Raw genomic sequence first — 24741 nt, 5'->3', positions numbered from 1 at the left:
CTGCTTGATACTCAGTCGTTTAACGGCGTCAGCGTGCTGCGGCGGCGAGAGATTCCCGCGCGGCGGCGGCAACCGCGTCCGCGGTGAATCCGAACTCGCGGAACAGGACCTTCCCGTCCGCCGAGGCACCGAAGTGCTCCAGCGAGACGATCCGTCCTGCATCGCCCACGAAGCGGTGCCAGGTGAGCCCGATGCCGGCCTCCACCGCCACCCGCGCCCTGACGGCGGGCGGCAGCACCGCGTCCCGGTACTCCTGGTCCTGCTCCTCGAACCACTCGACCGACGGCATCGAGACCACCCGGGTCGGCACACCGGCCGCCTGGAGCTGATCCCGCGCCTCGACCGCCAGCTGCACTTCGGAGCCCGTGCCGATGAGCACCACCTGGGCGTCGCCGCCCTCGGCCTCGAACAGCACATAGCCGCCGCGCGCAGCGTCCTCGTTGCGCTCGTACGTCGGCACGCCCTGGCGGGTGAGCGCCAGACCGTGCGGCGCACCCACGCCGAACTTCTTCGTGTACCGCTTCAGGATCTCGCGCCAGGCGATCGCCGTCTCATTGGCGTCGGCCGGGCGGACGATGTTCAGCCCCGGGATGGCCCGCAGCGACGCCAGGTGCTCCACCGGCTGGTGGGTCGGGCCGTCCTCGCCCAGACCGATCGAGTCATGCGTCCACACGTACGTGACCGGCAGGTGCATCAGCGCCGACAGCCGCACCGCGTTGCGCATGTAGTCGGAGAACACCAGGAAGGTGCCGCCGTAGATACGGGTGTTGCCGTGCAGCGCGATGCCGTTCATCACGGCCGCCATCGAGTGCTCGCGGATGCCGTAGTGGACCGTGCGGCCGTACGGGTTGGCCTCCGGCAGCGGGTTGTCCGCGGGCAGGAACGACGACGTCTTGTCGATCGTGGTGTTGTTGGAGCCCGCGAGGTCGGCCGAGCCGCCCCACAGCTCGGGCAGGAGCGCACCGAGCGCCTGGAGGATCTTGCCGGACGCCGCTCGGGTCGCGACGCTCTTGCCGGGCTCGAAGTCCGGGATCGCCTCTTCCCAGCCCGAGGGCAGCTCGCCCGCGCGGACGCGGTCGAACTCGGCCGCGCGCTCCGGGTTGGCCGTACGCCAGGCGGCGAAGGTCTTCTCCCACTCGCCGCGCGCCTCACGACCCCGGTCCAGTGCCCCGCGGGTGTGCGCGATGACCTCGTCCGTGACCTCGAAGTGCTGCTCGGGGTCGAAGCCGAGGACGCGCTTGGTGGCCGCGACCTCCTCCTCGCCGAGTGCCGAACCGTGCGCAGCCTCGGTGTTCTGGGCGTGCGGGGCGGGCCAGGCAATGATCGAACGGGCCGCGATGAAGGACGGCCGCTCGGTCTCCGCCTGCGCCGCCTTGAACGCCCGGTACAGGGCCGCAGGGTCGAGGTCGCCGTTCTCCTGCTGCTCCACGCGCTGGACGTGCCAGCCGTACGCCTCGTACCTCTTGAGGGTGTCCTCGGAGACCGCGGTCTCCGTGTCGCCCTCGATCGAGATGTGGTTGTCGTCCCACAGGAGGACCAGATTGCCCAGCTTCTGGTGGCCGGCGAGCGAGGACGCCTCGGCGGCGATGCCCTCCTGGAGGCAGCCGTCACCGGCGATGGCGAAGACGGTGTGGTCGAACGGCGAGGTGCCGGGCGCCGCGTCCGGGTCGAACAGACCGCGCTCGTAGCGGGCGGCCATCGCCATGCCCACGGCGTTGGCGACACCCTGGCCGAGGGGACCCGTGGTCGTCTCGACACCGGTGGTGTGGCCGTATTCCGGGTGGCCGGGGGTCTTGGAGCCCCAGGTCCGGAACGCCTTCAGATCATCCAACTCCAGGCCGAAACCGGCCAGGTACAGCTGGGTGTAGAGGGTCAGCGACGAGTGCCCTGCGGAGAGTACGAACCGGTCCCGACCGGTCCAGTCCGCGTCCGCGGGGTCGTGGCGCATCACCTTCTGGAAGAGCACATAGGCGGCGGGCGCGAGGCTCATGGCCGTACCGGGGTGGCCGTTGCCGACCTTCTGTACGGAATCCATGGCCAGGACGCGGGCGGTATCAACGGCCCGCTGGTCCAGATCGGTCCACTCAAGGTCTGTGGTGGTCGGCTTGGTGCTCACCCTGGGTCAGGGCTCCTCTCCACATGTCTGCGCACGTGCTTCCACGTGCCGTCCCCCGGTGACGCGAAAGCACCGGGCGCCATCGAGCCTACCCGCGACACGGCCGACGGCCCGTCGGTGAAGCTGCCGGCCCACCCGTGGGAGCGTTGCCGCAGGCAGGGCCGGGCGTTCAACACGAGCGCACCCCCGTGCGGAGCGGCGCACGGGCAGCCTCTAAAGTGACGTCGTACGCGCAAGCCATGACCGGACCCTTTCCTGTGGCCCGGGGCTTGCTGGGAGTCTCTGTCAGGGGTGTGCGTGACGGCCGTCGAATCCCGTCCAGCGGGGGTGCTTGGGACTAGCCCCGGCGCCCGGCCGTTCGGGGCCAGGGTCAAAGCATTCGTGGCCCTCACCAAGCCACGGATCATCGAGCTGCTGCTCATTACCACCGTGCCCGTGATGTTCCTCGCGGCGCAAGGTGTGCCTGATCTTTGGCTGGTGCTCGCCACCTGCTTCGGTGGCTATCTCTCCGCGGGCGGCGCCAACGCGCTGAACATGTACATCGATCGCGATATCGATGCCCTCATGGACCGCACCTCGCAGCGGCCCCTCGTCACCGGCATGGTGTCGCCGCGTGAGGGCCTGGTCTTCGGCCTTGCGCTCGCGGTCATCTCCACGCTCTGGTTCGGGCTCCTGGTCAACTGGCTGTCCGCCTGGCTCTCGCTCGGTGCCCTCCTCTTCTACGTCATCGTCTACACGATGATCTTGAAGCGGCGCACCTCGCAGAACATCGTCTGGGGCGGCATCGCGGGCTGTATGCCGGTCCTGATCGGCTGGTCAGCGGTCACCAACTCGATGTCCTGGGCTGCGGTCATCCTCTTCCTGGTCATCTTCTTCTGGACGCCGCCGCACTACTGGCCGCTGTCGATGAAGGTGCGGGAGGACTACGCACGCGTCGGGGTGCCGATGCTGCCCGTGGTCGCCTCCAACCAGGTGGTGGCCCGCCAGATCGTCCTCTACAGCTGGGTGATGGTCGCGGTCTCACTGCTGCTGACCCCGCTCGGCTACACCGGCTGGTTCTACACCTCGGTGGCGCTGGCCACCGGTGGTTGGTGGCTGTGGGAGGCCCACGCCCTCCAGACCCGCGCCAAGTCGGGTGCGACGGGCGGCAAGCTCAAGGAGATGCGCCTCTTCCACTGGTCGATCACCTATGTGTCGCTGCTGTTCGTCGCGGTCGCCGTGGACCCCTTCGTCAGCTGACGCCCCCCTGCCGGCCCCGCGCCTTTTGGTGCGGGGCTTCGTGCGTTTCGGGGCTCGTTTCGCGGGCGGCCACTGCCGCGGCGCACGCGTCCCGTACGAAGGGCGAACCGCTCCGCGTGGCACACACCACGCGCACCCGCCGTCGCCAGCGGGCGTACCCGTGAGTAGCATCGCGATCATGGCAGACATCACGCAGTCGGAGCGCCGCGCGGAGCGCAAGGCGGCCAAGCTCGCCCGGGAGATCGGCTCCTTCTCCCGCGTCCACGGGGGCGCCGAAGGGCAACTCGCCTACCTGGGACAGGCCGGTACCCGGATCGTCCTCGTCGGGGAGGACGGGCGCTGGGGCGATCTCGTCGCTCCCACCCATGCGATCGCCGTGGCCGCCGCCGGCAAGGCCGGCCTCACGCTCCACGAGTCCTTCGACGGTGACTTCGCGGCCAAGGTCCGCACGGGGCGCTACGAATGGGCCCGGATGGCGGGCATCCAGGTCGGCGGCCCCGCTCAGGACTGACGGCCGCGCGACGACACCGGAGAGACGGCCTCCGGATCACCGGAGACCGTCGTCACCACTGGTCGAGCACCGTTGTTGGAGCACCACTGCTCGCGCCCGCAGCGCCCGCGGGGCGGTCGGCGTGGGAGCGAACTGCTGTTCACCACGGGGGCATGGATCGCGGCGCTGACCTCAGGGCCGCCTTGTACCCGGCCGCCCGTGATGCCCCGCCCGAGCCGTCAGAGCGAGGAGAGCGCGGGGTCACCGCTCTGCGCGGGTACGGAGGCAGGTGCCTGCGAGCGTTCCCGCAGGCTCAGTGCCAACCGCAGCACGGCGATCCACATCAGGGCCGAGCCGAACATATGGGCGCCCACCAGGATCTCGGGTACGCCGGTGAAGTACTGGAGATAGCCGACGCCGCCCTGGAGCAACAGGATGACCAGCAGATCTCGGGAGCGGGCCCGGATGTCGAGCGGCGCGTCCACCACCCGCAGCACGAACCACATCGCGAGGGCCAGTGCGCAGACCACCCAGGCGGAAGCGGCATGGACGTGCGCGGCGTTGGCCCAGTCCCATGGCATCCGCGGCACATCGCTGCTGTCGCCTGCGTGCTTGCCCGAGCCGGTCACACTGGTACCCAGAACGATTAGCACCACTGAAGTGAGGACGATCGCCCAGGACAGTTGGCGGACCGGGCGAGGCACCCGTGGACGAGGTGCCGCATCCGTCTCACCCGCCCGGTGCCAGGTGATGACGGCCACCGTGAGCAGCGCGTTCGCGGCGAGGAAGTGACCGGCGACGGTCCAGGGGTTGAGGCCCGCCCAGACGGTGATACCGCCGAGGACGGCATTGCTGAGCACGATCCAGAACTGCGCCCAACCCAGCCGGGTCAGGGAGTACCGCCGCGGCTTTGCCGAACGGGCGGCGATGATGGCCCACCCCACAGCGGCCGACAGCACATAGGTCAGCATCCGGTTGCCGAACTCGATCGCACCGTGCAGACCCTGCTCGGGAGTGGCGAAGAGACTGTCGTCCGTGCACTTGGGCCAGGTGTCGCAGCCGAGACCTGAACCGGTGAGCCGGACCGCTCCGCCGGTGACGATGATCAGTACGGTCATCACGACGGCGGACAGGGCGGCACGCCGGACGATACGGGGAGACGCGGTCCAGCGTTGGGCGATGAGAGCGAGGGGGGTCTGCACGGGACCATCGTAGGCGGGTGCCTTGTGCATGTTTTCACGAGGGGTGGGATCGGCCGGCGTGCCGTTCTGAGCAGCGCAGATCTACGGCTCTCAGCGCACCCCATCGGGGGTCGCCGTGCTCGTGCTCGCCGTGTGGGTGACACAGAAGCGGGAGCCGTCCAGATGGCCTTCCTCCTCCCACCACACGGCGATCCGCCACTGTGCGGCTCCCGGTGGCCGGACGGGTCCGTTCAAGAAGGCGTCCACCAGATCTGCGGCCACGGCTGCCGCACTGAGGTCGGTCACCGCGTTCGTACCGCGCCACGGGTGCGCCAACGCCGTCCAGGGGGCACCGTCCTCCTCCCGGGTGTCGAAGCGCCAGACCGCACGCCATGAGCGTGCCCGCAGCATCCGCTGGACCTCGGACAGCGCCAGGCCCAGCCCGGCCGCGATCACCTCGGGTTCGACGCCTTCGACACGCGCGGCGACCACGGCGAGCGGAAGCAGCGGTTCGGGAAGCAGGCCATCGGTGTGCAGCCGCGTGAGCCCGCCATGGAAGGGGCAGCGCCGCAGTCTGCGTTCCAACTGATCACCCAGGTGTTCCAGCGCGGCGGCCCGCACGGTCGTCGGCGTCCCGACGTCCGGTGGCAGGGCGTGGAACTCACGCTGGGACCGAACCGCCCACGCCGCCGCCTCCACCGGGTCGCCGAGTTCCTCCAGCCGATCGCCGAGGAAGGCGTGGGACTGGGCCAGCCCCTGACGGTTGCGCGGATCGCGGGAATCGAGCCGTTCCCAGACCTCGATGGCACGGCGCGTGGACGCGAGCGCGGCGCAGCCGTCGGCCCGGTCCGCTGCCGGCGGGCGGTCGCCGCCCTGCCGGAAGGAGTAGCGCGGTAGCCCCAACTCGTCGCTGAGTGGCTCGGCGAGGTAGAGCGAGTGGCTGATCAGGGCATGGGCGTACCAGCGGGCGTGTTCGGGGTCCTGCTCGGCGGGGCCGGCGCAGCGTCGCAGTGCCTCCCGTACGGCACTCAGGGCTGCTGTCCGTCGGCCCGCGTCGAAGTGGTGGCGGGCCAGATCGGTGTAGCGGAGCCCGAGTCGGGCCGCGAGCGGGGGGTCCGTGTCCGCGTGGGGGGTGAGGGCGGCGATCACCTCGCGCAGCTTCCGCTCGCGTGCGGCCGATGCGACACCCGCCCGACCCGATCTGACCCGTGTCCACTCCGCGTCCAGTCGCAGTGCCGCGGTCCGCTCCATTCATGCCTCCCACGCGCAGATCGCACTGATCTTGGTAGGCACATACTGGCGCGGGGTTCAGTACCAGCGGAAGACGCCGGACATCAACCGGGACAGGGAAGTCGGAACATCGTCCATCGAACCGTCACCCGCAAAACCGTCGGAAGCGTCGCTCCGCGGGGCCTGCGGCTACTCCCAGCGGAAGTAGCGGGCCGCCGCGCCCAGGCCGAGAATCGCCCAGAGCGCCAGCACTCCCAGGTCCGCCCAGGGCAGCGTGGCCCCCTGTTGTAGGACGTCGCGCAGCCCGTCGGAGAGCGCGGAGATGGGCAGCAGGGAGAGCACCGACTCCACACCGTCCGGGAACCGGTCCAGCGGCACGATCACGCCACCGCCCACCAGGAGCAGCAGGAACACCAGGTTCGCCGCGGCCAGCGTTGCTTCCGCCCTCAGGGTTCCGGCCATCAGCAGCCCGAGTCCGCTGAACGCGGCGGTGCCGAGTGCCAGCAACAGCAGTACGGAGATGGGGTTGCCCCGTGGAGACCAGCCCAGCGCCAGGGCGATGGACGTCAGCAGGGTGATCTGGAGGAGTTCGGTGACCAGGACCGACAGCGTCTTGGCGCACATCAGGGCCCAGCGGGGGAGCGGTGAGGCACCGAGCCGCTTGAGGACTCCGTACCGGCGTTCGAAGCCGGTGGCGATCGCCTGCCCGGTGAAGGCGGTGGACATGACCGCGAGGGCGAGCACGCCGGGGGCCAGGAAGTCGACCGCTTCGGAACTTCCCGTGTCGATGATGTCCACGGTCGAGAACAGCACGAGCAGCAGGGACGGGATGATGACCGTCAGCAGCAGTTGCTCGCCGTTGCGCAGCAGCATCTTCGTCTCGAACACCGTCTGCGCCGCGATCATGCGGCCGAGCGGGGCGGCACCGGGCCGCGGTGCGTAGGTTCCGGCGCTCATGGGCGCAACCCCTCACGGAGGGCGGACGGCCGTCGGCCGCCCGCGATGGTGTTCCGGGTCATGCCCGTAGCTCCTTGCCCGTCAGCTCCAGGAAGACGTCCTCCAGGGTGTGCCGCTCCACGGAGATGCCATCCGGCATGACCCCGTGCTGTGCGCACCACGAGGTGACGGTGGCCAGCAGTTGGGGTCCCACCTCGCCCGATATCCGGTAGGCGCCCGGGGTCAGTTCGATCGCTTCGGTGCCGTCGGGCAGGGCCTTGAGCAGGGAGCCGACGTCGAGTCCTGGCCTGCCGGTGAAGCGCAGGGTGTTCTCGGCGCCGCCCCGGCAGAGTTGCTCAGGGCTGCCCTGGGCGATCACTTGGCCGGCGTCGATGATCGCGACATCGTCCGCCAGTTGTTCCGCCTCGTCCATGAAGTGGGTGGTGAGGATGGTGGAGACGCCGTCGCTGCGCAGTTCCCGCACCAGGTCCCAGGTGGAGCGGCGGGCCTGGGGGTCGAGGCCGGCGGTGGGTTCGTCCAGGAAGACCAGTTCGGGACGGCCGACGACGGCCATGGCGAGCGCGAGCCGCTGCTGTTGGCCACCGGAGAGTCGGCGATAGGTGGTCCGACCGCAGCTACCGAGGCCCAGCCGCTCGATCAGGGCGTCCACGTCCAGCGGATGGGCGTGGAGCTTCGCCATGTGGCGCAGCATCTCGTCGGCGCGGGCACCGGAGTACACCCCGCCGGACTGGAGCATCACGCCGATCCTGGCGCGCAGTCGTGCGGCGTCGGCGATCGGGTCGAGGCCGAGGACCCGCACGGTGCCGGAGTCGGCACGGCGGTAGCCCTCGCAGATTTCGATGGTGGTGGTCTTGCCAGCCCCGTTCGGGCCGAGGACAGCGGTCACCAGAGCGGGGAAGACGTCGAGGTCGAGGCCGCTGACGGCAGTCTTCGATCCGTACCGCTTGGTCAGGCCCCGGATCTGGACGACCGGCTCGCTTCGCATATGCGGAGTCTAGGCGGGTGCTCACTCTCCTCGGAGCGCGCCCCCGGGGAGAGCGAATGCCGAGGGGCGAATACCAGCCGAAATGAACTTCTGGAGTTCCCTCGCCCTTCTGCCGGGTCCACGGCCGCGGAGCGGATTCCTCCGCCCCGATGGCGGATCTTCCCGAGGAATCGGCAGCGGCGAAGGCTGGACCTGCGCTTTCGGCCCTCTTTCGAAAAATTCCCCTTGGATACGATCAAGGTCACCGAGCGTCCCGATTCAGGGGCTGAATATCCGGTAAAATGCCTGGCCAGAGTAGGTTTGATCAACCGTTGGCGAGTGGGCTAATTAGGTAACCCTAAGTGATGAAGCGCACCGCCCCTGCGCCCGGACGGCGGTTGTCACGTCCAGCGGAATTACGCAACAATGGTGTTGTGAAAAACGTTGGCGAGTCCCTCAGGGAGGAACTTGCGACCGGAACGCGTGGGGATCATCCGACGCGCAACCGGGTCGCGCGGTCCGTCCTGGACCACGGCCCGTCCACCGTCGCCGACCTGGCCGGCCGTCTGGGACTCACCCAGGCAGCCGTCCGCCGACACCTCGACACCCTCGTCGCGGAGAACGTCGTCGAACCCCGCGAACAGCGGATCTACGGCGCCCGCACCCGGGGCAGGCCCGCCAAAGTGTTCGCCCTGACCGCCTGCGGTCGGGACGCCTTCGACCAGTCGTACGACTTGCTGGCCGTGGACGCCCTCCGCTGGATCGAGAAGGCCGCGGGCGGCGGAGCGGCAGGAGAAGCGGCCGTCGCGGCATTCGCACGCGATCGGATCGAGGGCCAGGCCGAGCCCTATCGCAAGGCCGTCGAGGCCGCGCCCCCCGAGGGGCGCACCGAAGCGCTTGCGAAGGCCCTCAGCGTCGACGGGTACGCTGCTACGGCGCGCAGCGCGCCGGGCCCCCAGCAGGGCGAACAGCTCTGCCAGCACCACTGCCCGGTCGCTCATGTAGCCGAGCGCTACCCACAGCTGTGTGAGGCAGAGACGGAGTTCTTCTCCCGTCTGCTCGGCACCCATGTACAGCGTCTGGCCACCATCGCCCACGGCGACGGTGTCTGTACGACGTTCATCCCGCGCAATCGGCCCTATCCGGCCGGTCACGGGAGCTCACAGACCACCACACCGTCAGCATCTGGAAGCACGGCCGGGAGGAACCCCGCATGACTCTCCCCACGGAGACTGCCCACCCCGAACTGGAAGGGCTGGGTACGTACGAGTTCGGCTGGGCCGACTCCGACGCGGCAGGCGCGACGGCCAAGCGTGGCCTCTCCGAGGCCGTCGTCCGCGACATTTCGGCGAAGAAGAACGAGCCGGAGTGGATGCTGAAGCTGCGCCTGAAGGGGCTGCGGCTGTTCGACAAGAAGCCCATGCCGAACTGGGGCTCGGATCTGTCGGGCATCGACTTCGACAACATCAAGTACTTCGTGCGCTCCACGGAGAAGCAGGCGGCCTCCTGGGAGGACCTGCCCGAGGACATCAAGAACACGTACGACCGGCTGGGCATCCCGGAGGCGGAGAAGCAGCGCCTGGTCGCCGGTGTCGCCGCGCAGTACGAGTCCGAGGTCGTCTACCACCAGATCCGTGAGGACCTGGAGGAGCAGGGCGTCATCTTCCTCGACACCGACACCGCGCTGAAGGAGCACCCCGAGCTCTTCCAGGAGTACTTCGGCACCATCATCCCGGTCGGCGACAACAAGTTCGCCTCGCTGAACACGGCGGTGTGGTCCGGCGGCTCGTTCATCTACGTGCCGAAGGGTGTCCACGTCGACATCCCGCTCCAGGCGTACTTCCGTATCAACACGGAGAACATGGGCCAGTTCGAGCGGACGCTGATCATCGTCGACGAGGACGCCTACGTCCACTACGTCGAGGGTTGTACCGCGCCCATCTACTCCTCGGACTCGCTGCACAGCGCCGTGGTGGAGATCATCGTCAAGAAGGGCGGCCGGTGCCGCTACACGACGATCCAGAACTGGTCGAACAACGTCTACAACCTGGTCACCAAGCGCGCCGTCGCGTACGAGGGCGCCACCATGGAGTGGGTCGACGGCAACATCGGCTCGAAGGTGACCATGAAGTACCCGGCCGTCTACCTGATGGGCGAGCACGCCAAGGGCGAGACCCTGTCCATCGCCTTCGCGGGCGAGGGGCAGCACCAGGACGCCGGCGCCAAGATGGTCCACATGGCCCCGAACACCTCCTCCAACATCGTCTCCAAGTCGGTGGCGCGAGGCGGCGGCCGTACCTCCTACCGTGGTCTGATCGAGATCGGCGAGGGCGCACCCGGCTCCAAGTCCAACGTGCTCTGTGACGCCCTGCTGGTCGACACCATCTCGCGTTCGGACACCTACCCCTACGTCGACGTCCGCGAGGACGACGTCTCCATGGGACACGAGGCGACCGTCTCCAAGGTCTCCGAGGACCAGCTCTTCTACCTGATGAGCCGCGGCATGACCGAGTTCGAGGCCATGGCGATGATCGTGCGCGGCTTCGTCGAGCCGATCGCCAAGGAACTGCCGATGGAGTACGCGTTGGAGCTCAACCGGCTGATCGAGCTCCAGATGGAGGGATCGGTCGGCTGACCCCGACCCCCCTCACCGCCGGGGCGGGCGCATCCGTGCCCGCCCCACATGCGACTGAATCCTTGACCCGAAGGCAGAGAGAGAGCACGACGACAGCCATGGCTGAGGCTCAGAACATTCCGGCGGGGTCCACCACCGCCGGCGCGATCGCGGTGGCCGCCGAGTCGACCGTCGCCACCCGTATGAGTGCGCCCCCGTCGTACGACGTGGCGGACTTCCCGGTCCCGCACGGCCGTGAGGAGGAGTGGCGCTTCACGCCCCTCGACCGGCTCGGCGGGCTGCACAACGGCACCGCCGTTGCGAACGGCGGCGGAGTGAAGGTCGTCATCGACGCGCCCGACGGCGTCATCGTCGAGACCGTGGGTCGTGACGACGCGCGGCTCGGCAAGGCCGGTATCCCGGTGGACCGGGTCGCCGCGCAGGCGTACTCCTCCTTCGAGCAGGCGTCGGTCGTCACCGTGCCCAAGGAGAAGGTGCTCACCGAGCCGATCCGCGTCGCCGTTCACGGCGAGGGCGGCACCGCCTTCGGCCACCAGGTGATCGAACTCGGCGCGTTCGCCGAGGCGGTCGTCGTCATCGACCACACGGGCGATGCGGTTCTCGCCTCCAACGTCGACTACCTCATCGGTGACGGCGCCAAGCTCACCGTCGTCTCCGTACAGGACTGGGACGACAAGGCCGTCCACGTGGCCCAGCACAATGCGCTGATCGGCCGGGACGCCTCGTTCAAGTCCGTCGTGGTCACCTTCGGCGGGGACCTGGTCCGCCTCCACCCGCGCGTCTCGTACGCGTCCACCGGTGGGGAGGCCGAGCTGTTCGGCCTCTACTTCACCGACCAGGGCCAGCACCAGGAGCACCGCCTCCTCGTCGACCACAACAACCCGCACAACAAGTCCAACGCGGTCTACAAGGGCGCGCTCCAGGGCCAGGACGCCCATGCGGTGTGGATCGGCGATGTCCTGATCCGGGTGATGGCCGAGGGCACCGACACCTACGAGATGAACCGCAACCTCGTCCTTACCGATGGTGCACGCGTCGACTCCGTGCCCAACCTGGAGATCGAGACCGGCGAGATCGTCGGTGCCGGCCACGCCAGCGCCACCGGTCGGTTTGACGACGAGCAGCTCTTCTATCTGATGGCCCGTGGCATCCCCGAGCAGGACGCCCGCCGTCTGGTGGTCCGTGGCTTCTTCGCCGAGCTGGTCCAGCAGATTGGTCTGCCGGATGTCGAAGAGCGCCTGATCACCAAGATTGAGCAGGAGTTGGAGGCGTCGGTCGCATGAGTTTCGTCCGCGCCTGTGGGCTGAGCGAGCTTGAGGACGACACCCCCAAGCGGGTGGAACTCGATGGCACCGCGATCTCTGTCGTTCGCACCGAGGGCGAAGTCTTCGCGATCAACGACATCTGCTCCCATGCGAACGTCTCGCTGTCCGAGGGCGAGGTGGAGGACTGCCAGATCGAGTGTTGGCTGCACGGTTCCGCCTTTGACCTTCGTACCGGCAACCCGTCCGGACTGCCCGCGACGCGCCCCGTCCCCGTATACCCCGTACAGATCCAAGGGGACGATGTGCTCGTCTCCATCACCCAGGAGTCCTGAGTCACCCATGGCAACGCTTGAAATCCGCGACCTGCACGTCTCCGTCGAGGCCGACAACGGCTCCCGGGAGATCCTCAAAGGCGTCGACCTGACCGTGAAGCAGGGCGAGACCCACGCCATCATGGGCCCCAACGGCTCCGGCAAGTCCACCCTCGCCTACTCGCTCGCCGGCCACCCCAAGTACCAGATCACCAGTGGCACGGTCACCCTGGACGGCGAAGACGTCCTGGAGATGAGCGTGGACGAGCGGGCGCGTGCCGGCGTCTTCCTCGCCATGCAGTACCCCGTCGAGATCCCGGGTGTCTCGGTCTCCAACTTCCTGCGCACCTCCGCCACCGCGATGCGCGGTGAAGCACCCAAGCTGCGTACGTGGGTGAAGGAGGTCCGGGAGACCATGGAGCGCCTCCACATGGACCCCGCCTTCGCCGAGCGCAACGTCAACGAGGGCTTCTCCGGCGGTGAGAAGAAGCGCCACGAGATCCTCCAGCTGGAGCTGCTCAAGCCGAAGATCGCCATCCTCGACGAGACGGACTCCGGCCTCGACGTGGACGCGCTGCGCGTCGTGTCCGAGGGCGTCAACCGCGTCCGCGAGTCCGGCGAGGTGGGCACCCTGCTCATCACCCACTACACGCGCATCCTGCGCTACATCAAGCCGGACCACGTCCACGTGTTCGCCAACGGTCGGATCGCCGAGTCCGGCGGCCCCGAGCTGGCGGACAAGCTGGAGGCCGAAGGCTACGAGGCTTACACCAAGGACGGCGTATCCCAGTGAGCGACGCACGCGAGGCCACCGGCCCGCAGCTGATCTGCCGCGGGCGGGTGCGCCTCGCGGGCGGCAATGAAAGTGGAAGGGGAAGGCTGTGACCACTGTCCGGCAGGGGCTTGACGGCCTCCTCGACACGGAATCGATCCGCAAGGACTTCCCGATCCTGGATCGGGTCATCCACGACGGCAAGAAGCTGGTCTACCTCGACAGCGCCGCCAGCTCGCAGAAGCCGCGCCAGGTGATCGATGCGATCACCGACTACTACGAGCAGCACCACGCCAATGTGCACCGCGGCGTCCATGTGCTCGCCGAAGAGGCCACGGCACTGTACGAGGGCGCCCGTGACAAGGTGGCGTCGTTCATCAACGCGCCCAGCCGCGACGAGGTCATCTTCACCAAGAACGCCTCGGAGTCGCTGAACCTCGTCGCCAACATGCTCGGCTGGGCCGATGAGCCCTACCGCGTGGACAGCGACACCGAGATCGTCATCACCGAGATGGAGCACCACTCCAACATCGTGCCGTGGCAGCTGCTCGCGCAGCGCACCGGCGCCAAGCTGAAGTGGTTCGGGCTCACCGACGACGGTCATCTCGACCTCTCCAACATCGAGGAGATCATCACCGAGAAGACGAAGATCGTCTCCTTTGTGCTGGTCTCCAACATCCTGGGCACCCACAACCCGGTCGACGCCATCGTGCGCCGCGCCCAGCAGGTCGGCGCACTGGTCCTGATCGACGCCTCGCAGGCGGCGCCCCATATGCCGCTCGACGTCCAGGCGCTCCAGGCCGACTTCGTGGCCTTCACCGGCCACAAGATGTGCGCGCCCACCGGCATCGGTGTGCTGTGGGGACGGCAGGAACTGCTGGAGGACCTGCCGCCGTTCCTCGGTGGCGGCGAGATGATCGAGACCGTCTCCATGCACTCCTCGACCTACGCGCCGGCGCCCCACAAGTTCGAGGCGGGTACGCCCCCGATCGCCCAAGCCGTCGGCCTTGGGGCGGCCGTGGACTACCTCAATGCGATCGGCATGGACAAGATCGCCGCCCATGAGCACGCGATCACCGAGTATGCGGTGAAGCGGCTGCTTGAGGTCCCCGACCTGCGCATCATCGGCCCGAACACGGCCGAGGAGCGGGGTGCGGCGATCTCCTTCACACTGGGGGACATCCACCCCCATGACGTGGGCCAGGTCCTCGACGAGCAGGGCATCGCGGTCCGGGTCGGGCACCACTGCGCGCGGCCGGTGTGCCTGCGCTATGGAATTCCCGCGACCACCCGGGCGTCGTTCTATCTGTACTCCACGCCCGGAGAGGTCGATGCGCTGATCGACGGGCTGGAGCACGTCCGACAATTCTTCGGGTAGGGCGGTTGTTGCTGTGAAGCTTGATTCGATGTACCAGGAAGTCATCCTGGACCATTACAAGCACCCGCACGGGCGCGGTCTGCGTGATGGCGATGCCGAGGTGCACCACGTCAATCCGACCTGCGGCGACGAGATCACCCTGCGGGTGAAGTACGACGGCTCCCGGGTCGCGGACGTGTCCTACGAGGGCCAGGGCTGTTCCATCAGCCAGGCCAGCGCGTCCGTCCTCAACGAGCTGCTGGTCGGCAAGGAACTGGCCGAGGCGCAGAAGATCCAGGCCACGTTCCTGGAGCTGATGCAGTCCAAGGGCAAGATCGAGCCGGACGAAGCGATGGAAGAGGTACTGGAGGACGCGGTCGCGTTCGCCGGTGTCTCCAAGTACCCGGCGCGGGTCAAGTGCGCGCTATTGAGCTGGATGGCGTGGAAGGACGCGACCGCGCAGGCGCTGGGCGACGGCCCTGAGAGGAAGACGGCATGACCGAGAACACAGGAGCCGCGCTCAAGCCGGCCTCCGAGGAAGAAGTCCGCGAGGCGCTGTACGACGTGGTCGACCCCGAACTGGGCATCGACGTCGTCAACCTCGGGCTGATCTATGGCATTCACATCGACGACGCCAATATCGCCACGCTCGACATGACGCTGACGTCGGCGGCCTGTCCGCTCACCGATGTGATCGAGGACCAGGCGAAGTCGGCGACGGACGGCATCGTGAATGAGCTGAAGATCAACTGGGTGTGGATGCCGCCGTGGGGCCCGGACAAGATCACTGACGATGGGCGCGAGCAGCTGCGCGCACTGGGCTTCAACGTCTGACCCGTACGCCACCTGTACCTCACCCGTACATCCCGTGCAGCGGGAACGGCCGTACCGACCGGAGTGACCGGTGGGTGCGGCCGTTGTCGTGTGCACGCTCCGGGCCCATATGTGCGATCGCGGTATGCGCTCCTAGGGCCAAAGGCGTTCGGTGTCATCGGTCCCTGCCCATGCCGCTGCCGCGAGGGCGGGTCCCAGCTGCTCCGTGCGGTGCATCGTGGTGAGCGCTCCACCGAGGACATCGCCGACGCTCAGGGGCGCCCACGGGATCACTCCCGGGTGGGGTGGCCGAGGCGGGGGTGCGGACCCGTGTCCCTCTGCGCGGGTGTCGTCTGCCACTGGGTCTCCCGTGTCCTGTACTCGGAGTGCGGAGCCGTTTCCGGTGCGCTTCGCCGTTGAAGGCTCGGACGGACCGATCGCCGTCCCCGGTTGCGATCCGCGCGAAGGGAGCATGATGTGTACGGGCGTACGCATCCTTGTGTACGCTCGTACACATGGGATACGCACTCCTGGCCGCGGCCATCGTCGCCGAGGTGGCCGGCACCACCGCCATGAAGTACAGCGAAGGCTTCACCCGGCTCTGGCCCTCGATCCTGACCGTCCTCGGGTATCTGCTCGCCTTCTCCCTCCTGGCCCAGACCCTGAAGACCCTCTCCGTGGGCACCGCGTACGCGATCTGGGCGGGCGTGGGCACGGCGGCCGTCGCCGGCATCGGAATGATCTTCCTGGGGGAGACCGTCAGCCTGGCCAAGTTCGCTGGCATTGGCCTGGTGATCGCAGGCGTCATGGTGCTCAACCTCGGCGGAGCCCACTGATGGCCCGACGCCATGACCCGGAGCGACGGCAACGCATCATCGACGCCGCGATCCGGATCGTTGGCGAGGGCGGTATCACCGCCCTCAGCCACCGCACGGTGGCCGCAGCGGCGGATGTGCCGCTCGGCTCCACGACGTACCACTTCGCCTCCCTCGATGAACTGCTGATCGCCGCGCTGCGCCAGATCAATGAGTCCTTCGTTGCAGCCCTCCGCGCCATCGACCCCCGCCCCGCCGCCGCTCTCCCGGGCATCCTGGCCAAAACCATGGGGGAGTGGTTGGCCGCGGACCGCGCCCGGGTTGAACTGGAGTACGAGCTCTATCTCGCGGCGCTGCGCCGCCCCGCGCTGCGCCCGGTCGCGGCCGAGTGGACCCACGGCGTCGTGGACCACCTCAGCCAGGGCACCGACCGGGGCACCGCACGGGCGCTGGTCGCGCTGCTGGACGGAATCTTCCTTCAGGTCCTCCTGTCGAACGTCCCGTACGACGAGGCGTACGCACGGGAGATGCTCGGGCGCGTACTGCGTTCCTGAACTGCGGGCGGAGCCTTCGCGGTCCCGCGAACGAGATGCCGCGGCGGCCCGGTGGTGATGCCGTCCGGCCGGGTGTTGCCGCGCTCGCCGTCCACACCCGAGTGACCCCCGGGGCGGCGCATGAGACCGGTTCGCCCACCGGGCGCGGTGCGCGTTAGGTTCTCCCCATGACCGATACCACCGCCTCGCGCACCACCGGCGCCGCAGCCGCCGGGCTCGCCACCCTCGCTGCTGACGGAACCGTCCTCGACACCTGGTTCCCCGCCCCCGCCCTCGCGGCCGAGCCCGGCCCCGCGGGAACCGAGCGGCTCACCGCCGAACAGGCCGTCGAACAACTCGGCGCAGGGGCCGCCAAGGCGTTGGGGCCGGACACCCGCAGGGGAGTGGAGGTCATCGCCGTCCGTACGGTCATCTCCTCGCTCGACGAGAAGCCACTCGACGCCCACGACGCCTATCTGCGGCTGCACCTGCTCTCCCACCGGCTCGTCAAGCCGCACGGCCAGAGCCTTGAAGGTGTGTTCGGGCTGCTCTCCAACGTGGCCTGGACCTCGCTGGGGCCGGTCGCCGTCGACGACGTCGAGACGGTACGGCTCAATGCCCGCGCCGAGGGGCTGCACCTCCAGGTGACCAGCATCGACAAGTTCCCGCGCATGACGGACTACGTCGCGCCCAAGGGCGTGCGCATCGCCGACGCCGACCGGGTGCGGCTCGGTGCCCACCTCGCCGAGGGCACCACCGTGATGCACGAGGGCTTCGTGAACTTCAACGCCGGCACGCTCGGAACGTCCATGGTCGAGGGCCGCATCTCCGCCGGCGTCGTCGTCGGTGACGGTTCCGACATCGGCGGCGGCGCGTCCACCATGGGCACCCTCTCCGGCGGCGGCAACGTCATCATCTCCATCGGCGAGCGCTGCCTAGTCGGTGCCGAAGCAGGTGTGGGGATCGCACTCGGCGACGAGTGCGTGGTCGAGGCGGGCCTGTACGTCACCGCAGGCACCCGCATCACCATGCCCGACGGAGAGATCGTCAAGGCCCGGGAACTCTCCGGAGCCAGCAACATCCTCTTCCGCCGCAACTCGGTGACCGGCACGGTGGAAGCCCGGCCCAACAACGCGGTGTGGGGCGGCCTCAACGACGTCCTGCACAGCCACAACTAGGCGGTTCGGACCGCGGGTGGCGGTGCACTCACCGCCACCCCGGGCCCGCTCAGCCCCACTCGTCGTGGTGGGACATCAGCGTGTCACGGGCCGCCCGTAGCCGTTCCACCGTCAGTGGGTCGGCGCTCTGTAGCGGGGCCCTGACACCACCCGCGCCGATGACCGCCTTGGCCGTCACCGCTCCCGGAAGCCCCGACGCCATCATCAACTCGACCAGGGGCAGGGCCAGTCGATTCAGTCGGGCCGCGCGACCGGTCTCCCCGCGGTCGAAGGTGTCCAGTACCGCCCTGAACACTTCGGGCACCGCGTTGGCGACCGTGCTCACCTGGCCCGCGCCCCCCACCGCATACAGCGGAAGGTTGAGCTCCTCACAGCCGGAGTAGTACGCGAGCGAGGTGTTCGCGATCACCTTCGTGGAGCCCAGCAGATCCTGTGCGCAGTCTTTCACCGCCACGATCCGCGGGTGCTCCGCCAGCCGCAGCAGCGTCTCCACTTCGACCCTGACACCGGTGCGGCCAGGGATGTCGTAGACCATCAACGGAATGCCCACCGCATCCGCGACCTGGCGGAAGTGAGCCTCGATGGCGGGCTGCGGCGGACAGCTGTAGTACGGCGCCACCACCAACAGCCCGTCCGCGCCCGCTCGTTCGGCCTCCCGGGCCAACGCGACCGTGTGTCGGGTGTCCGCGCTGCCCACTCCGGCCACCACCGCGACCGCACCGCCCACGGCCTCCCGCACCGCGCGCACCAGTGCGGTCTTCTCCGCATCGGATGTGGTCGGGGCCTCGCCCGTGGTGCCGTTGAGGACCAGTCCGTCGCAGCCACCGGCCACCAGCCGCACCGCATGGCGGGCGGCAGTGGCCACATCGAGCGCCCCTGACGCATCGAAGGGGGTGATCATTGCGCACAGGGAACGGCCGAAGGGGCGCGGTGTCGTCATGGCCGCAGTCTTCGTGCCCCTGACACTTCAGGTCCACTTAGTTCTGCTTTAAGCAAGCGATAAGCAGCACTGAACAGTGACATATGGCTGCGGTCTTGGCCCGATGGTGCTCGGTGGGACACCATGACGGCAACGGGGTCCGGCTTTCGGCTGTCCACCCACGCCGAGCCCCTCCCTACTCACTGCTCCCTGCGCTCACGGCACCTCGCACCGCCGCTCCGCCTGCTCGGCCAGCACGTCCCGGCCCTTGCGCCGTCTGCTCGAACCGTTCCAACCGGGCGCACACTCGCGTGCCCGCTCGCCGCTCGTTTCGTCCCAACGGAGGTCTTCATGAGGCTTGGCAAGCCACTCGCCAAGGGATACGCGGAAGAGGAGCCGCTGGTTCAGGCGGAGTCCGATGAACCTACCCCGGCCGGAGAGCCGGCGCCGAGCGAACAGCCCAGCAAACACCCCGACGAGGTTCCGGTAGCTCCGTGAATCCCCGGCTTCTGGAGGAACGCCCCGCGGACCCTCCCATCGGCTACAAGATCGCCCATCCGGTGCTCTCGCGCGATCTCACCCGAGCCGGGTTCCTCGGGGTTGCCCTCGGCGGCCGGGAGCCCTACACCGTGCTGGACGACGCCCAGTGCGTGTACGGGCGACGGCACCGGGTGCCCTCCCGACGCTGTGACTGTGGCTTCCACGCCCTCATCTCACGCTCGGGTGCACTGGGCCTCACCTGTACCGCCGAGCACCGTACGGCCGTCCTCCTGGAAGTGGCGGTCCTGGGCGTCTACCTGCGCTACGAACTCGGCTTCCGCTACGCCCGTCAGCGCGTGCGCACCATGACCGTCGGCTGTTGCCCCTGCCTCGGGCGCACAACCCTGCTCGCCGACGCCGGTTGGGGAAGGCCCGGTTGGCATGCGATGGAGGCGGCCTGCGGCGGTTGTGTCCGGGGCCGCATGGCGATGACCCTGGCCGATTTCGCGCGCCTCGCGGGGCAGGGCCTCTCGGTGTTGCGGGCCGGACAGATCGCCCGCACTCCGGCCGGCTGTTGACCTCAACCGAACTTGATGTTCGACCCTGGTGATCGACGGCGCACCCATGGGGGGTGCGCCGATTCGAGAGGCCACCACGATGATCCTGTCTTTGATCACCCAGCAGAACTCCTATGCCCGCCCGGTGCTCGACCGGCCCGACTCCCATGTCGTCAAGGTCTCCACCTGGGACGTCGGCACCCCCGAGCGCCAGCGCGCCACCGTAGCCGCGCTGGAACTGGCATGGCGCCGCCGCGGCTGGCCGGGGGGCGGGCTGCTCTCCTACACCGTGCACTTTGGCGAGGACGGCCGCACCCTGCTGCACTACACGCAGTGGACCAGTGAGGAGGACTTCCAGGAGTTCCTGCGTACCGCCACCGACTTCAAGGAGGGCTGGAACGCCGAGGTGGATGCCGCGGTCCCCGGGATCCGGCGGCTGGGTCTCCATGGGTACGAGCTCTACCGCAGCGCGGCGACTCCGGGCGACACCAGGGTGCCCGGGGCGGTGGTGATCGTCGAGGCCGAGTTCGACGGCCCTGACGTCGAGCGGCAACGGGCCTGGGTGGACACCGTGTTCACCGCACTCCAGGCGGACGCGACCGCGGTCGAGGACCCGGCCCGCACTACCCCCGAGTCCGCCGCCCTCCAGGGTGCGGGCATCTCCGGACACTTCCATCTGGGACAGGACGGCACCCGGGTGCTCAACTACGCCGAGTGGGAGAGCGCCGAAGCGCATCAGAGCGCGCTGGACGCGCCGGGCAACGGGATCGGGACGTCCTCGAAGGAGTGGGCCCGGGTGCACGCGTTCCCCGGGGTGAGCGGAGGTTCGGTGCGCCGCTACACGCCCGGGCTGACGCTCGGCCCGGGCGTGTAGTCATCGGCGCGCGCCACCGCCGAGGGGCGCACTGCCTTCCTCGGCGGCTGCCGCGGCGCACTCGATCCACCCTCCGTGCAACACGAGGCGTACGAGGCTGACAAGGTCAGGGGACTCGGCGGGCGGACGCGTTCAAGAGCGGATGAGTGCGTGGCTTCACGGGCTCACGGGCTTTCACGGGCTCACGTGAACTCATGTGCTCATGTGCTCACGTGCTTCCCGGGCTTCATGGACGGAAGCGCAGCACCTGTGGATCGTGGTCGCTGTTCTGGTCCGTGAACTCGGCGTTGATGTGGACGCTGTCATAGCTGAAGTCGTCGATCGACGGGCTGGTCAGGATCTGGTCGAGCACCTGGCTGTTGCCCTGGTAGACGTACGAGTACCGCTCCGAGCGGGGCAGCGATGTGATGGCGGCGCGCAGGGCGCCGTCCGCCGTGAGCGCCTTGGTCGTTGCGGAGAACTCGAAGTCGTTGATGTCCCCCACGACCAGGACGTCCGCTCGGCGGTCCGCCTTCAGGATGTCCTTGACGAAGGCGTTCACCGACTGCGCCTGCTGGAGGCGCTTGACCTCAGAGATTCGATTCGGCGGCTGTCGGTGGGAGGTGAGCGCCTCGTCGCCGCCCTTCGAGCCGAAGTGGTTGGCGATCACGAAGACGGGTCGCCCGCGGAAGGAGAACTCACCCGCCAGGGGTTTGCGGCTCGCCTCCCAGGCGCTGTTCGCGGGGTCGATCCGACCGGGCGACAGGGTCAGCGCCGCTCGACCCCGCTCGCGTACGACACCGGTCGGGGTGGTGGCGTCGCCGCCGGGGCGGTCGGTGAAGGAGACCCGGTCGGGGTTGAAGAGGAAGACCTGGCGGATGTTGCCCCCGGGTTCGCCGCCGTCCTCGTTGTTCTTGGGGTCGACGCTTCGCCACTGGTAGGACGGGCCGCCCGCGGCGGCGATCGCCGAGATGAACTTCTCGACCGTCTGCTCGGCCGAGACCGTGCCGTCGTTCTTCGCCCCGCTGTTGTCCTGGATCTCCTCCAGAGCCAGGATGTCCGGCGAGGCCAGATTGGTCACGACGGCCCGGCCGAGGGCGTCGAAGGTCTCCTGCGGGTCCGACGGGTCGAGGTTCTCGACGTTGTACGTGGCGACCGCGAGTTCTCCCGAACGCTGCGGGCGAGTCCGCTCCCGTTCCAGGCCGCGGTCGACGACCGTGCCCAGGGTGCGGGCGGTGAGGGTGTAGCCGCCGTACTGGTTGAAGTCGAGCGGTCCCTCGGACCGGCCGGTCAGCACATCGCCGACGTTCGCATCGGGGAAGGGCTGCTGTGCGACGGGGACCAGGGACTGGACCTTGAGCCGACCGCCGTTCTGGGAGGCGTACGAGCCGTACAGCGCTCCGCCGCGGGCTGTCCGGACCTCCCACGGCTTGACCGTCACCCACAGTTCGGAGAAGGCGGTGGCTCCGACCACGGGAGAGGTGCCGATGCTGACGTTGCTCCCCTCTAGGGACTCGTAGTAGTCGAGGGCGAAGGAGCGGGGCTTCAGCGTGAGGGTGTTGACGCTGCCGCCTGCCGCGGGGTCGCCGACCGGGGCGTAGGCGGACGGCACCGTCCAGGCGGAGATGGTGATGGGCGCGGGCAGCGGGTTCCCCGATGACACCACGGTCACCGAGGGGCGCGAGAGCTGGGTCAGGGACTGGTTGCCCGAGGCCGTGCCCCCGGGGACGAACTCGCTGACCGTGCCCGACACCCGCACCTCGTCACCCACCGTGACCGAGGGGGTCGAGCCGGCGCCCGTGAAGACGAAGACGCCCTCGCTGGTCGCCGGGTTGGCGTCGGCGTGCGGGTCCTGGAACCAGAAGCCCCGGGACGATCCGTAGCCCCGTACGCCGGTGACGATGCCGGGGACGTCCGCGACCTGTTGACCCACGAGCGGGGAGATCCGGGTGGTGCCCTGGATGTCATGGATGTGAACACTGGTCGTGCTGTCCACCGATGTCGCCGCGTGCGATGTCGCGGCTGTGGCGGAGCCGGTGAGCAGTCCCGCGGCCAGCGCGGAGGCGACGAGGGCGGCGACTGCGGCGGTTCTCGGAACGGCGGGGAGAGGCATGAAGACTCCGGAATCGAGGGTGGTCGGGGCGGCACGGTGCTTGTGGCGTCGTTGCGTGCCGGCGGTGCTCGTCTACGGGATTGCCCGGGTGCGGGCCCACGGTGGTGGGCCCTGGCGCTCTACGCGCGTCAATCTCTGTGCTGCGACGGGTACTTGTCAAGAGTGGGCGGGAGTGTCGGGTTCGGCCGCGAGTGCGGCGGAAGGCCGCGGGGTGGTCACCGGTGCGTCAATGGTTGGCCGATGCCCGCAGCCCGGGCGGCGAAACCCGGCGATATGCGTCTACGCTGGAGAACCCCCGGCGCCACGTCCGGGCTCCCCAGACCCTTCAGGAGAAGCCCCAGATGCCCCACGACGGTCCCATCCTGCCGCCGGTGCGGCTGCGTCCGGACGCGGAGCTGGCGCGTGCCGCCCTGGCCGCCCCCCTGCTGGCCAGGGCCGTGCGACTGGCCCGCTGGGCAGGGCCGGAGACTCGGGTGGGAGCCGGCGGCGAGCTGGTCGAGGAACAACTGCCGGCCGCGGCGGAGGTGTTGGGGCTCGGTGACGACAGCGAAGGACCTGCGTACGCCAGTGAGGCATGGCGCACGGCCGTCGACGCGGGCCTCCTTGAGGTGCACGATCCGGCTGACGCTGACGCTGAGGCATACGGGACGGTCACCGCGGGGGAGGGCCTGGAACTGATCGCCGGCGCGCCCCGGGATGTCCTGGCCGTCTGGCAGGAGGCACTGGAGGCGGTGTACGCCGATGCCATCGCACCCCTGCTGGACGAGTTGTCCGAGGCGATCGGACCGGACGGCGAGATCGACTACGCGGCCCTCGACTGGGACCCGGACGGCGAGGCCGAATTCCTCGACGGGGTGCTCGGCAACCTCTATCTGCTGACCGTCACCGACGGGGCCACGGGTGGCGAACCGGTGCCCCTGCCCGCCCTCGCCGCCTCGATGATCGTGCCCGACGACATGGGCGAGCCCACGGACGACATCCTGGAACAGGTCTCCGTCGCCATGATGCGACTGGACGACCAGTTCCGGCTGCTGGAGCCGATCGGTCTGGTCGAGTACCAGCCGGTGGACGAGACGCTCATGGTTGATGAGCCGGGCGAGGGCCCTGCCTCGCCGGAGGACGAAGACCTCTCGCGGTACGGGCTGGTGAAGCTGACCCCGCTCGGTCTCCACGGAGTGCGGGTCCGACTGCTGGAGGCCGGCGTGGCGGCGCCGGTCGTGGGCGAACTCGCTGACAAGGGCGCGGACGTACTCCTCGACGGGCTCGCCCGCTACCCCGAGGCGGCGGCGGGCGCCGAGACCGAACAGTGGTTGGCCCGGCGCGAGCCCGCGGCGGCTGCGCATGAACTCCTGGCCGCAGCCCGTGGTTCGGACGCCGGCGGCCCCTTGCGTCGACTCCGCTGCCAGCAGGCGCTGGTCCATGTCGGGGCCCAGGCCGAGCCGGAGGTGCGCGCGGTCCTCGACGACGCCGAACTCGGCGGTCTCGCGCGGGTCTGGCTCGCCGAGCGTGGCGCTGCGGACGTGCCAGCGCCGCCGGAGTCGATGGTCTTCTGGCTCTCCATCGACACGATCGCCGCACAACTCGACGCCGACGGCGAACCGGACGAACTGCGCGGTCTGGTGGAGGGACTGACGGGCCAGCACAGCGGATTCTTTGATGCCGCGTGGCGGGTGGACCACCCGGCGACGGCGGATGTGCTGGAAGCGATGGGCCGCATGCACCCGAACAAGCGTGTTGCGAAGGAAGCGCGGAAGGCGGCGTTCAAGGCCCGCTCCCGCTGAGGCCCCCACCATGGGCCCGGGGCTTCACCGGGCCCATGGTGGGGGCCGTCCTCGGGCTGCCTTCCGCTCGGGCGTGGTTCGCTCGGGGGCTCGGGGCTCGACCGGACGCAGGTCGAGCCGACCGAGCGTGCCGTTCGAGGGTCCGCCCCAGCCGGGGTGACCCGGCCGGATCGCACGGGACG

General features: G+C 69.0%; 24 protein-coding genes. 17 read left to right on the top strand and 7 right to left on the bottom strand.

The window, feature by feature from the left end; all coding sequences use genetic code 11:
- Positions 1-28: 28 nt before the first annotated feature.
- Positions 29-2116, bottom strand: coding sequence for a transketolase (tkt, locus tag OID54_RS09970; protein ID WP_329017031.1), 2088 nt, complete (start codon positions 2114-2116; stop codon positions 29-31).
- A 297-nt stretch (positions 2117-2413) separates the two neighbouring features.
- On the opposite strand from tkt, the gene OID54_RS09965 reads away from it, so the two are divergent.
- The gene (locus OID54_RS09965; RefSeq protein ID WP_329017028.1) at positions 2414-3355 is read left to right on the top strand and encodes a heme o synthase; all 942 of its coding nucleotides are present in this window, start codon (positions 2414-2416) and stop codon (positions 3353-3355) included.
- A 178-nt stretch (positions 3356-3533) separates the two neighbouring features.
- Positions 3534-3866: a hypothetical protein gene (locus tag OID54_RS09960; RefSeq protein ID WP_329017024.1), complete on the top strand. Its 333-nt coding sequence runs from the start codon at positions 3534-3536 to the stop codon at positions 3864-3866.
- A gap of 218 nt (positions 3867-4084) precedes the next feature.
- On the opposite strand, the gene OID54_RS09955 is transcribed toward OID54_RS09960, so the two are convergent.
- From OID54_RS09955 to OID54_RS09940, 4 genes are all read right to left on the bottom strand, one after another.
- Entirely contained in the window at positions 4085-5077 is a 993-nt protein-coding gene (locus tag OID54_RS09955) for a COX15/CtaA family protein (RefSeq protein ID WP_329017022.1), read from the bottom strand.
- 60 nt (positions 5078-5137) lie between these two features.
- Entirely contained in the window at positions 5138-6277 is a 1140-nt protein-coding gene (locus tag OID54_RS09950) for a hypothetical protein (protein ID WP_329017018.1), read from the bottom strand.
- Between the two features lie 168 nt (positions 6278-6445).
- Positions 6446-7213 carry an ABC transporter permease gene (locus OID54_RS09945; protein ID WP_329017015.1) on the bottom strand — a complete coding sequence of 256 codons (768 nt, stop codon included), beginning with the start codon at positions 7211-7213 and terminating at the stop codon, positions 6446-6448.
- A 58-nt stretch (positions 7214-7271) separates the two neighbouring features.
- The gene (locus OID54_RS09940; protein WP_329017012.1) at positions 7272-8198 is read right to left on the bottom strand and encodes an ABC transporter ATP-binding protein; all 927 of its coding nucleotides are present in this window, start codon (positions 8196-8198) and stop codon (positions 7272-7274) included.
- Positions 8199-8611: 413 nt separating this feature from the next.
- Here OID54_RS09940 and OID54_RS09935 point away from each other — a divergent pair, with 413 nt between their 5' ends.
- The 11 genes from OID54_RS09935 (at position 8612) to dapD (ending at position 17856) form a co-directional block, all read left to right on the top strand.
- Positions 8612-9394 carry a helix-turn-helix transcriptional regulator gene (locus tag OID54_RS09935; RefSeq protein WP_329017009.1) on the top strand — a complete coding sequence of 261 codons (783 nt, stop codon included), beginning with the start codon at positions 8612-8614 and terminating at the stop codon, positions 9392-9394.
- Positions 9391-10812: a Fe-S cluster assembly protein SufB gene (gene sufB, locus OID54_RS09930; protein ID WP_329017006.1), complete on the top strand. Its 1422-nt coding sequence runs from the start codon at positions 9391-9393 to the stop codon at positions 10810-10812. The genes OID54_RS09935 and sufB overlap by 4 nt, the downstream gene beginning before the upstream one ends.
- Positions 10813-10910: 98 nt before the next feature.
- Complete coding sequence (sufD, locus tag OID54_RS09925; protein ID WP_329017003.1) at positions 10911-12095, top strand: Fe-S cluster assembly protein SufD; 1185 nt, start codon at positions 10911-10913, stop codon at positions 12093-12095.
- Positions 12092-12409, top strand: coding sequence for a non-heme iron oxygenase ferredoxin subunit (locus OID54_RS09920; protein WP_329016998.1), 318 nt, complete (start codon positions 12092-12094; stop codon positions 12407-12409). Before sufD ends, OID54_RS09920 begins: the two co-directional genes overlap by 4 nt.
- 7 nt (positions 12410-12416) lie before the next feature.
- Positions 12417-13181, top strand: a complete 765-nt coding sequence (gene sufC, locus OID54_RS09915) for a Fe-S cluster assembly ATPase SufC (RefSeq protein WP_329016995.1) — start codon at positions 12417-12419, stop codon at positions 13179-13181.
- 88 nt (positions 13182-13269) lie between these two features.
- Complete coding sequence (locus OID54_RS09910) at positions 13270-14538, top strand: cysteine desulfurase (protein ID WP_329016993.1); 1269 nt, start codon at positions 13270-13272, stop codon at positions 14536-14538.
- 13 nt (positions 14539-14551) lie between these two features.
- Positions 14552-15016: a Fe-S cluster assembly sulfur transfer protein SufU gene (sufU, locus tag OID54_RS09905; RefSeq protein ID WP_329016991.1), complete on the top strand. Its 465-nt coding sequence runs from the start codon at positions 14552-14554 to the stop codon at positions 15014-15016.
- Positions 15013-15351: a metal-sulfur cluster assembly factor gene (locus OID54_RS09900; RefSeq protein ID WP_329016989.1), complete on the top strand. Its 339-nt coding sequence runs from the start codon at positions 15013-15015 to the stop codon at positions 15349-15351. The genes sufU and OID54_RS09900 overlap by 4 nt, the downstream gene beginning before the upstream one ends.
- A gap of 494 nt (positions 15352-15845) precedes the next feature.
- Entirely contained in the window at positions 15846-16166 is a 321-nt protein-coding gene (locus tag OID54_RS09895) for a DMT family transporter (RefSeq protein WP_329016986.1), read from the top strand.
- Positions 16166-16699, top strand: coding sequence for a TetR/AcrR family transcriptional regulator (locus OID54_RS09890; RefSeq protein WP_329016983.1), 534 nt, complete (start codon positions 16166-16168; stop codon positions 16697-16699). The genes OID54_RS09895 and OID54_RS09890 overlap by 1 nt, the downstream gene beginning before the upstream one ends.
- Before the next feature lie 167 nt (positions 16700-16866).
- Complete coding sequence (dapD, locus tag OID54_RS09885) at positions 16867-17856, top strand: 2,3,4,5-tetrahydropyridine-2,6-dicarboxylate N-succinyltransferase (RefSeq protein ID WP_329016981.1); 990 nt, start codon at positions 16867-16869, stop codon at positions 17854-17856.
- Between the two features lie 49 nt (positions 17857-17905).
- Here the strand turns inward: dapD and dapA are convergent, their stop codons facing one another.
- Entirely contained in the window at positions 17906-18796 is an 891-nt protein-coding gene (gene dapA, locus OID54_RS09880; RefSeq protein ID WP_329016978.1) for a 4-hydroxy-tetrahydrodipicolinate synthase, read from the bottom strand.
- Between the two features lie 330 nt (positions 18797-19126).
- On the opposite strand from dapA, the gene OID54_RS09875 reads away from it, so the two are divergent.
- The 3 genes from OID54_RS09875 (at position 19127) to OID54_RS09865 (ending at position 20686) form a co-directional block, all read left to right on the top strand.
- A complete protein-coding gene (locus OID54_RS09875; RefSeq protein WP_329016975.1) occupies positions 19127-19273 on the top strand; it encodes a hypothetical protein in 147 nt (48 codons plus the stop codon).
- Positions 19270-19833, top strand: coding sequence for a hypothetical protein (locus OID54_RS09870; protein WP_329016973.1), 564 nt, complete (start codon positions 19270-19272; stop codon positions 19831-19833). Before OID54_RS09875 ends, OID54_RS09870 begins: the two co-directional genes overlap by 4 nt.
- Positions 19834-19912: 79 nt before the next feature.
- The gene (locus tag OID54_RS09865; RefSeq protein WP_329016970.1) at positions 19913-20686 is read left to right on the top strand and encodes an antibiotic biosynthesis monooxygenase; all 774 of its coding nucleotides are present in this window, start codon (positions 19913-19915) and stop codon (positions 20684-20686) included.
- 226 nt (positions 20687-20912) lie between these two features.
- Here OID54_RS09865 and OID54_RS09860 read toward each other — a convergent pair whose 3' ends face one another.
- Positions 20913-22778: an endonuclease/exonuclease/phosphatase family protein gene (locus OID54_RS09860; protein ID WP_329016968.1), complete on the bottom strand. Its 1866-nt coding sequence runs from the start codon at positions 22776-22778 to the stop codon at positions 20913-20915.
- A 341-nt stretch (positions 22779-23119) separates the two neighbouring features.
- Between OID54_RS09860 and OID54_RS09855 the strand changes: the two genes are divergently transcribed.
- Positions 23120-24559 carry a hypothetical protein gene (locus OID54_RS09855; RefSeq protein WP_329016963.1) on the top strand — a complete coding sequence of 480 codons (1440 nt, stop codon included), beginning with the start codon at positions 23120-23122 and terminating at the stop codon, positions 24557-24559.
- The last annotated feature ends 182 nt before the right edge of the window (positions 24560-24741 follow it).

Source organism: Streptomyces sp. NBC_00690 (assembly GCF_036226685.1).
Classification (GTDB): Bacteria; Actinomycetota; Actinomycetes; order Streptomycetales; family Streptomycetaceae; genus Streptomyces.
The sequence above is the reverse complement of the archived record's forward strand: the minus strand, read 5'-3'. Positions and strand labels throughout refer to the sequence as shown.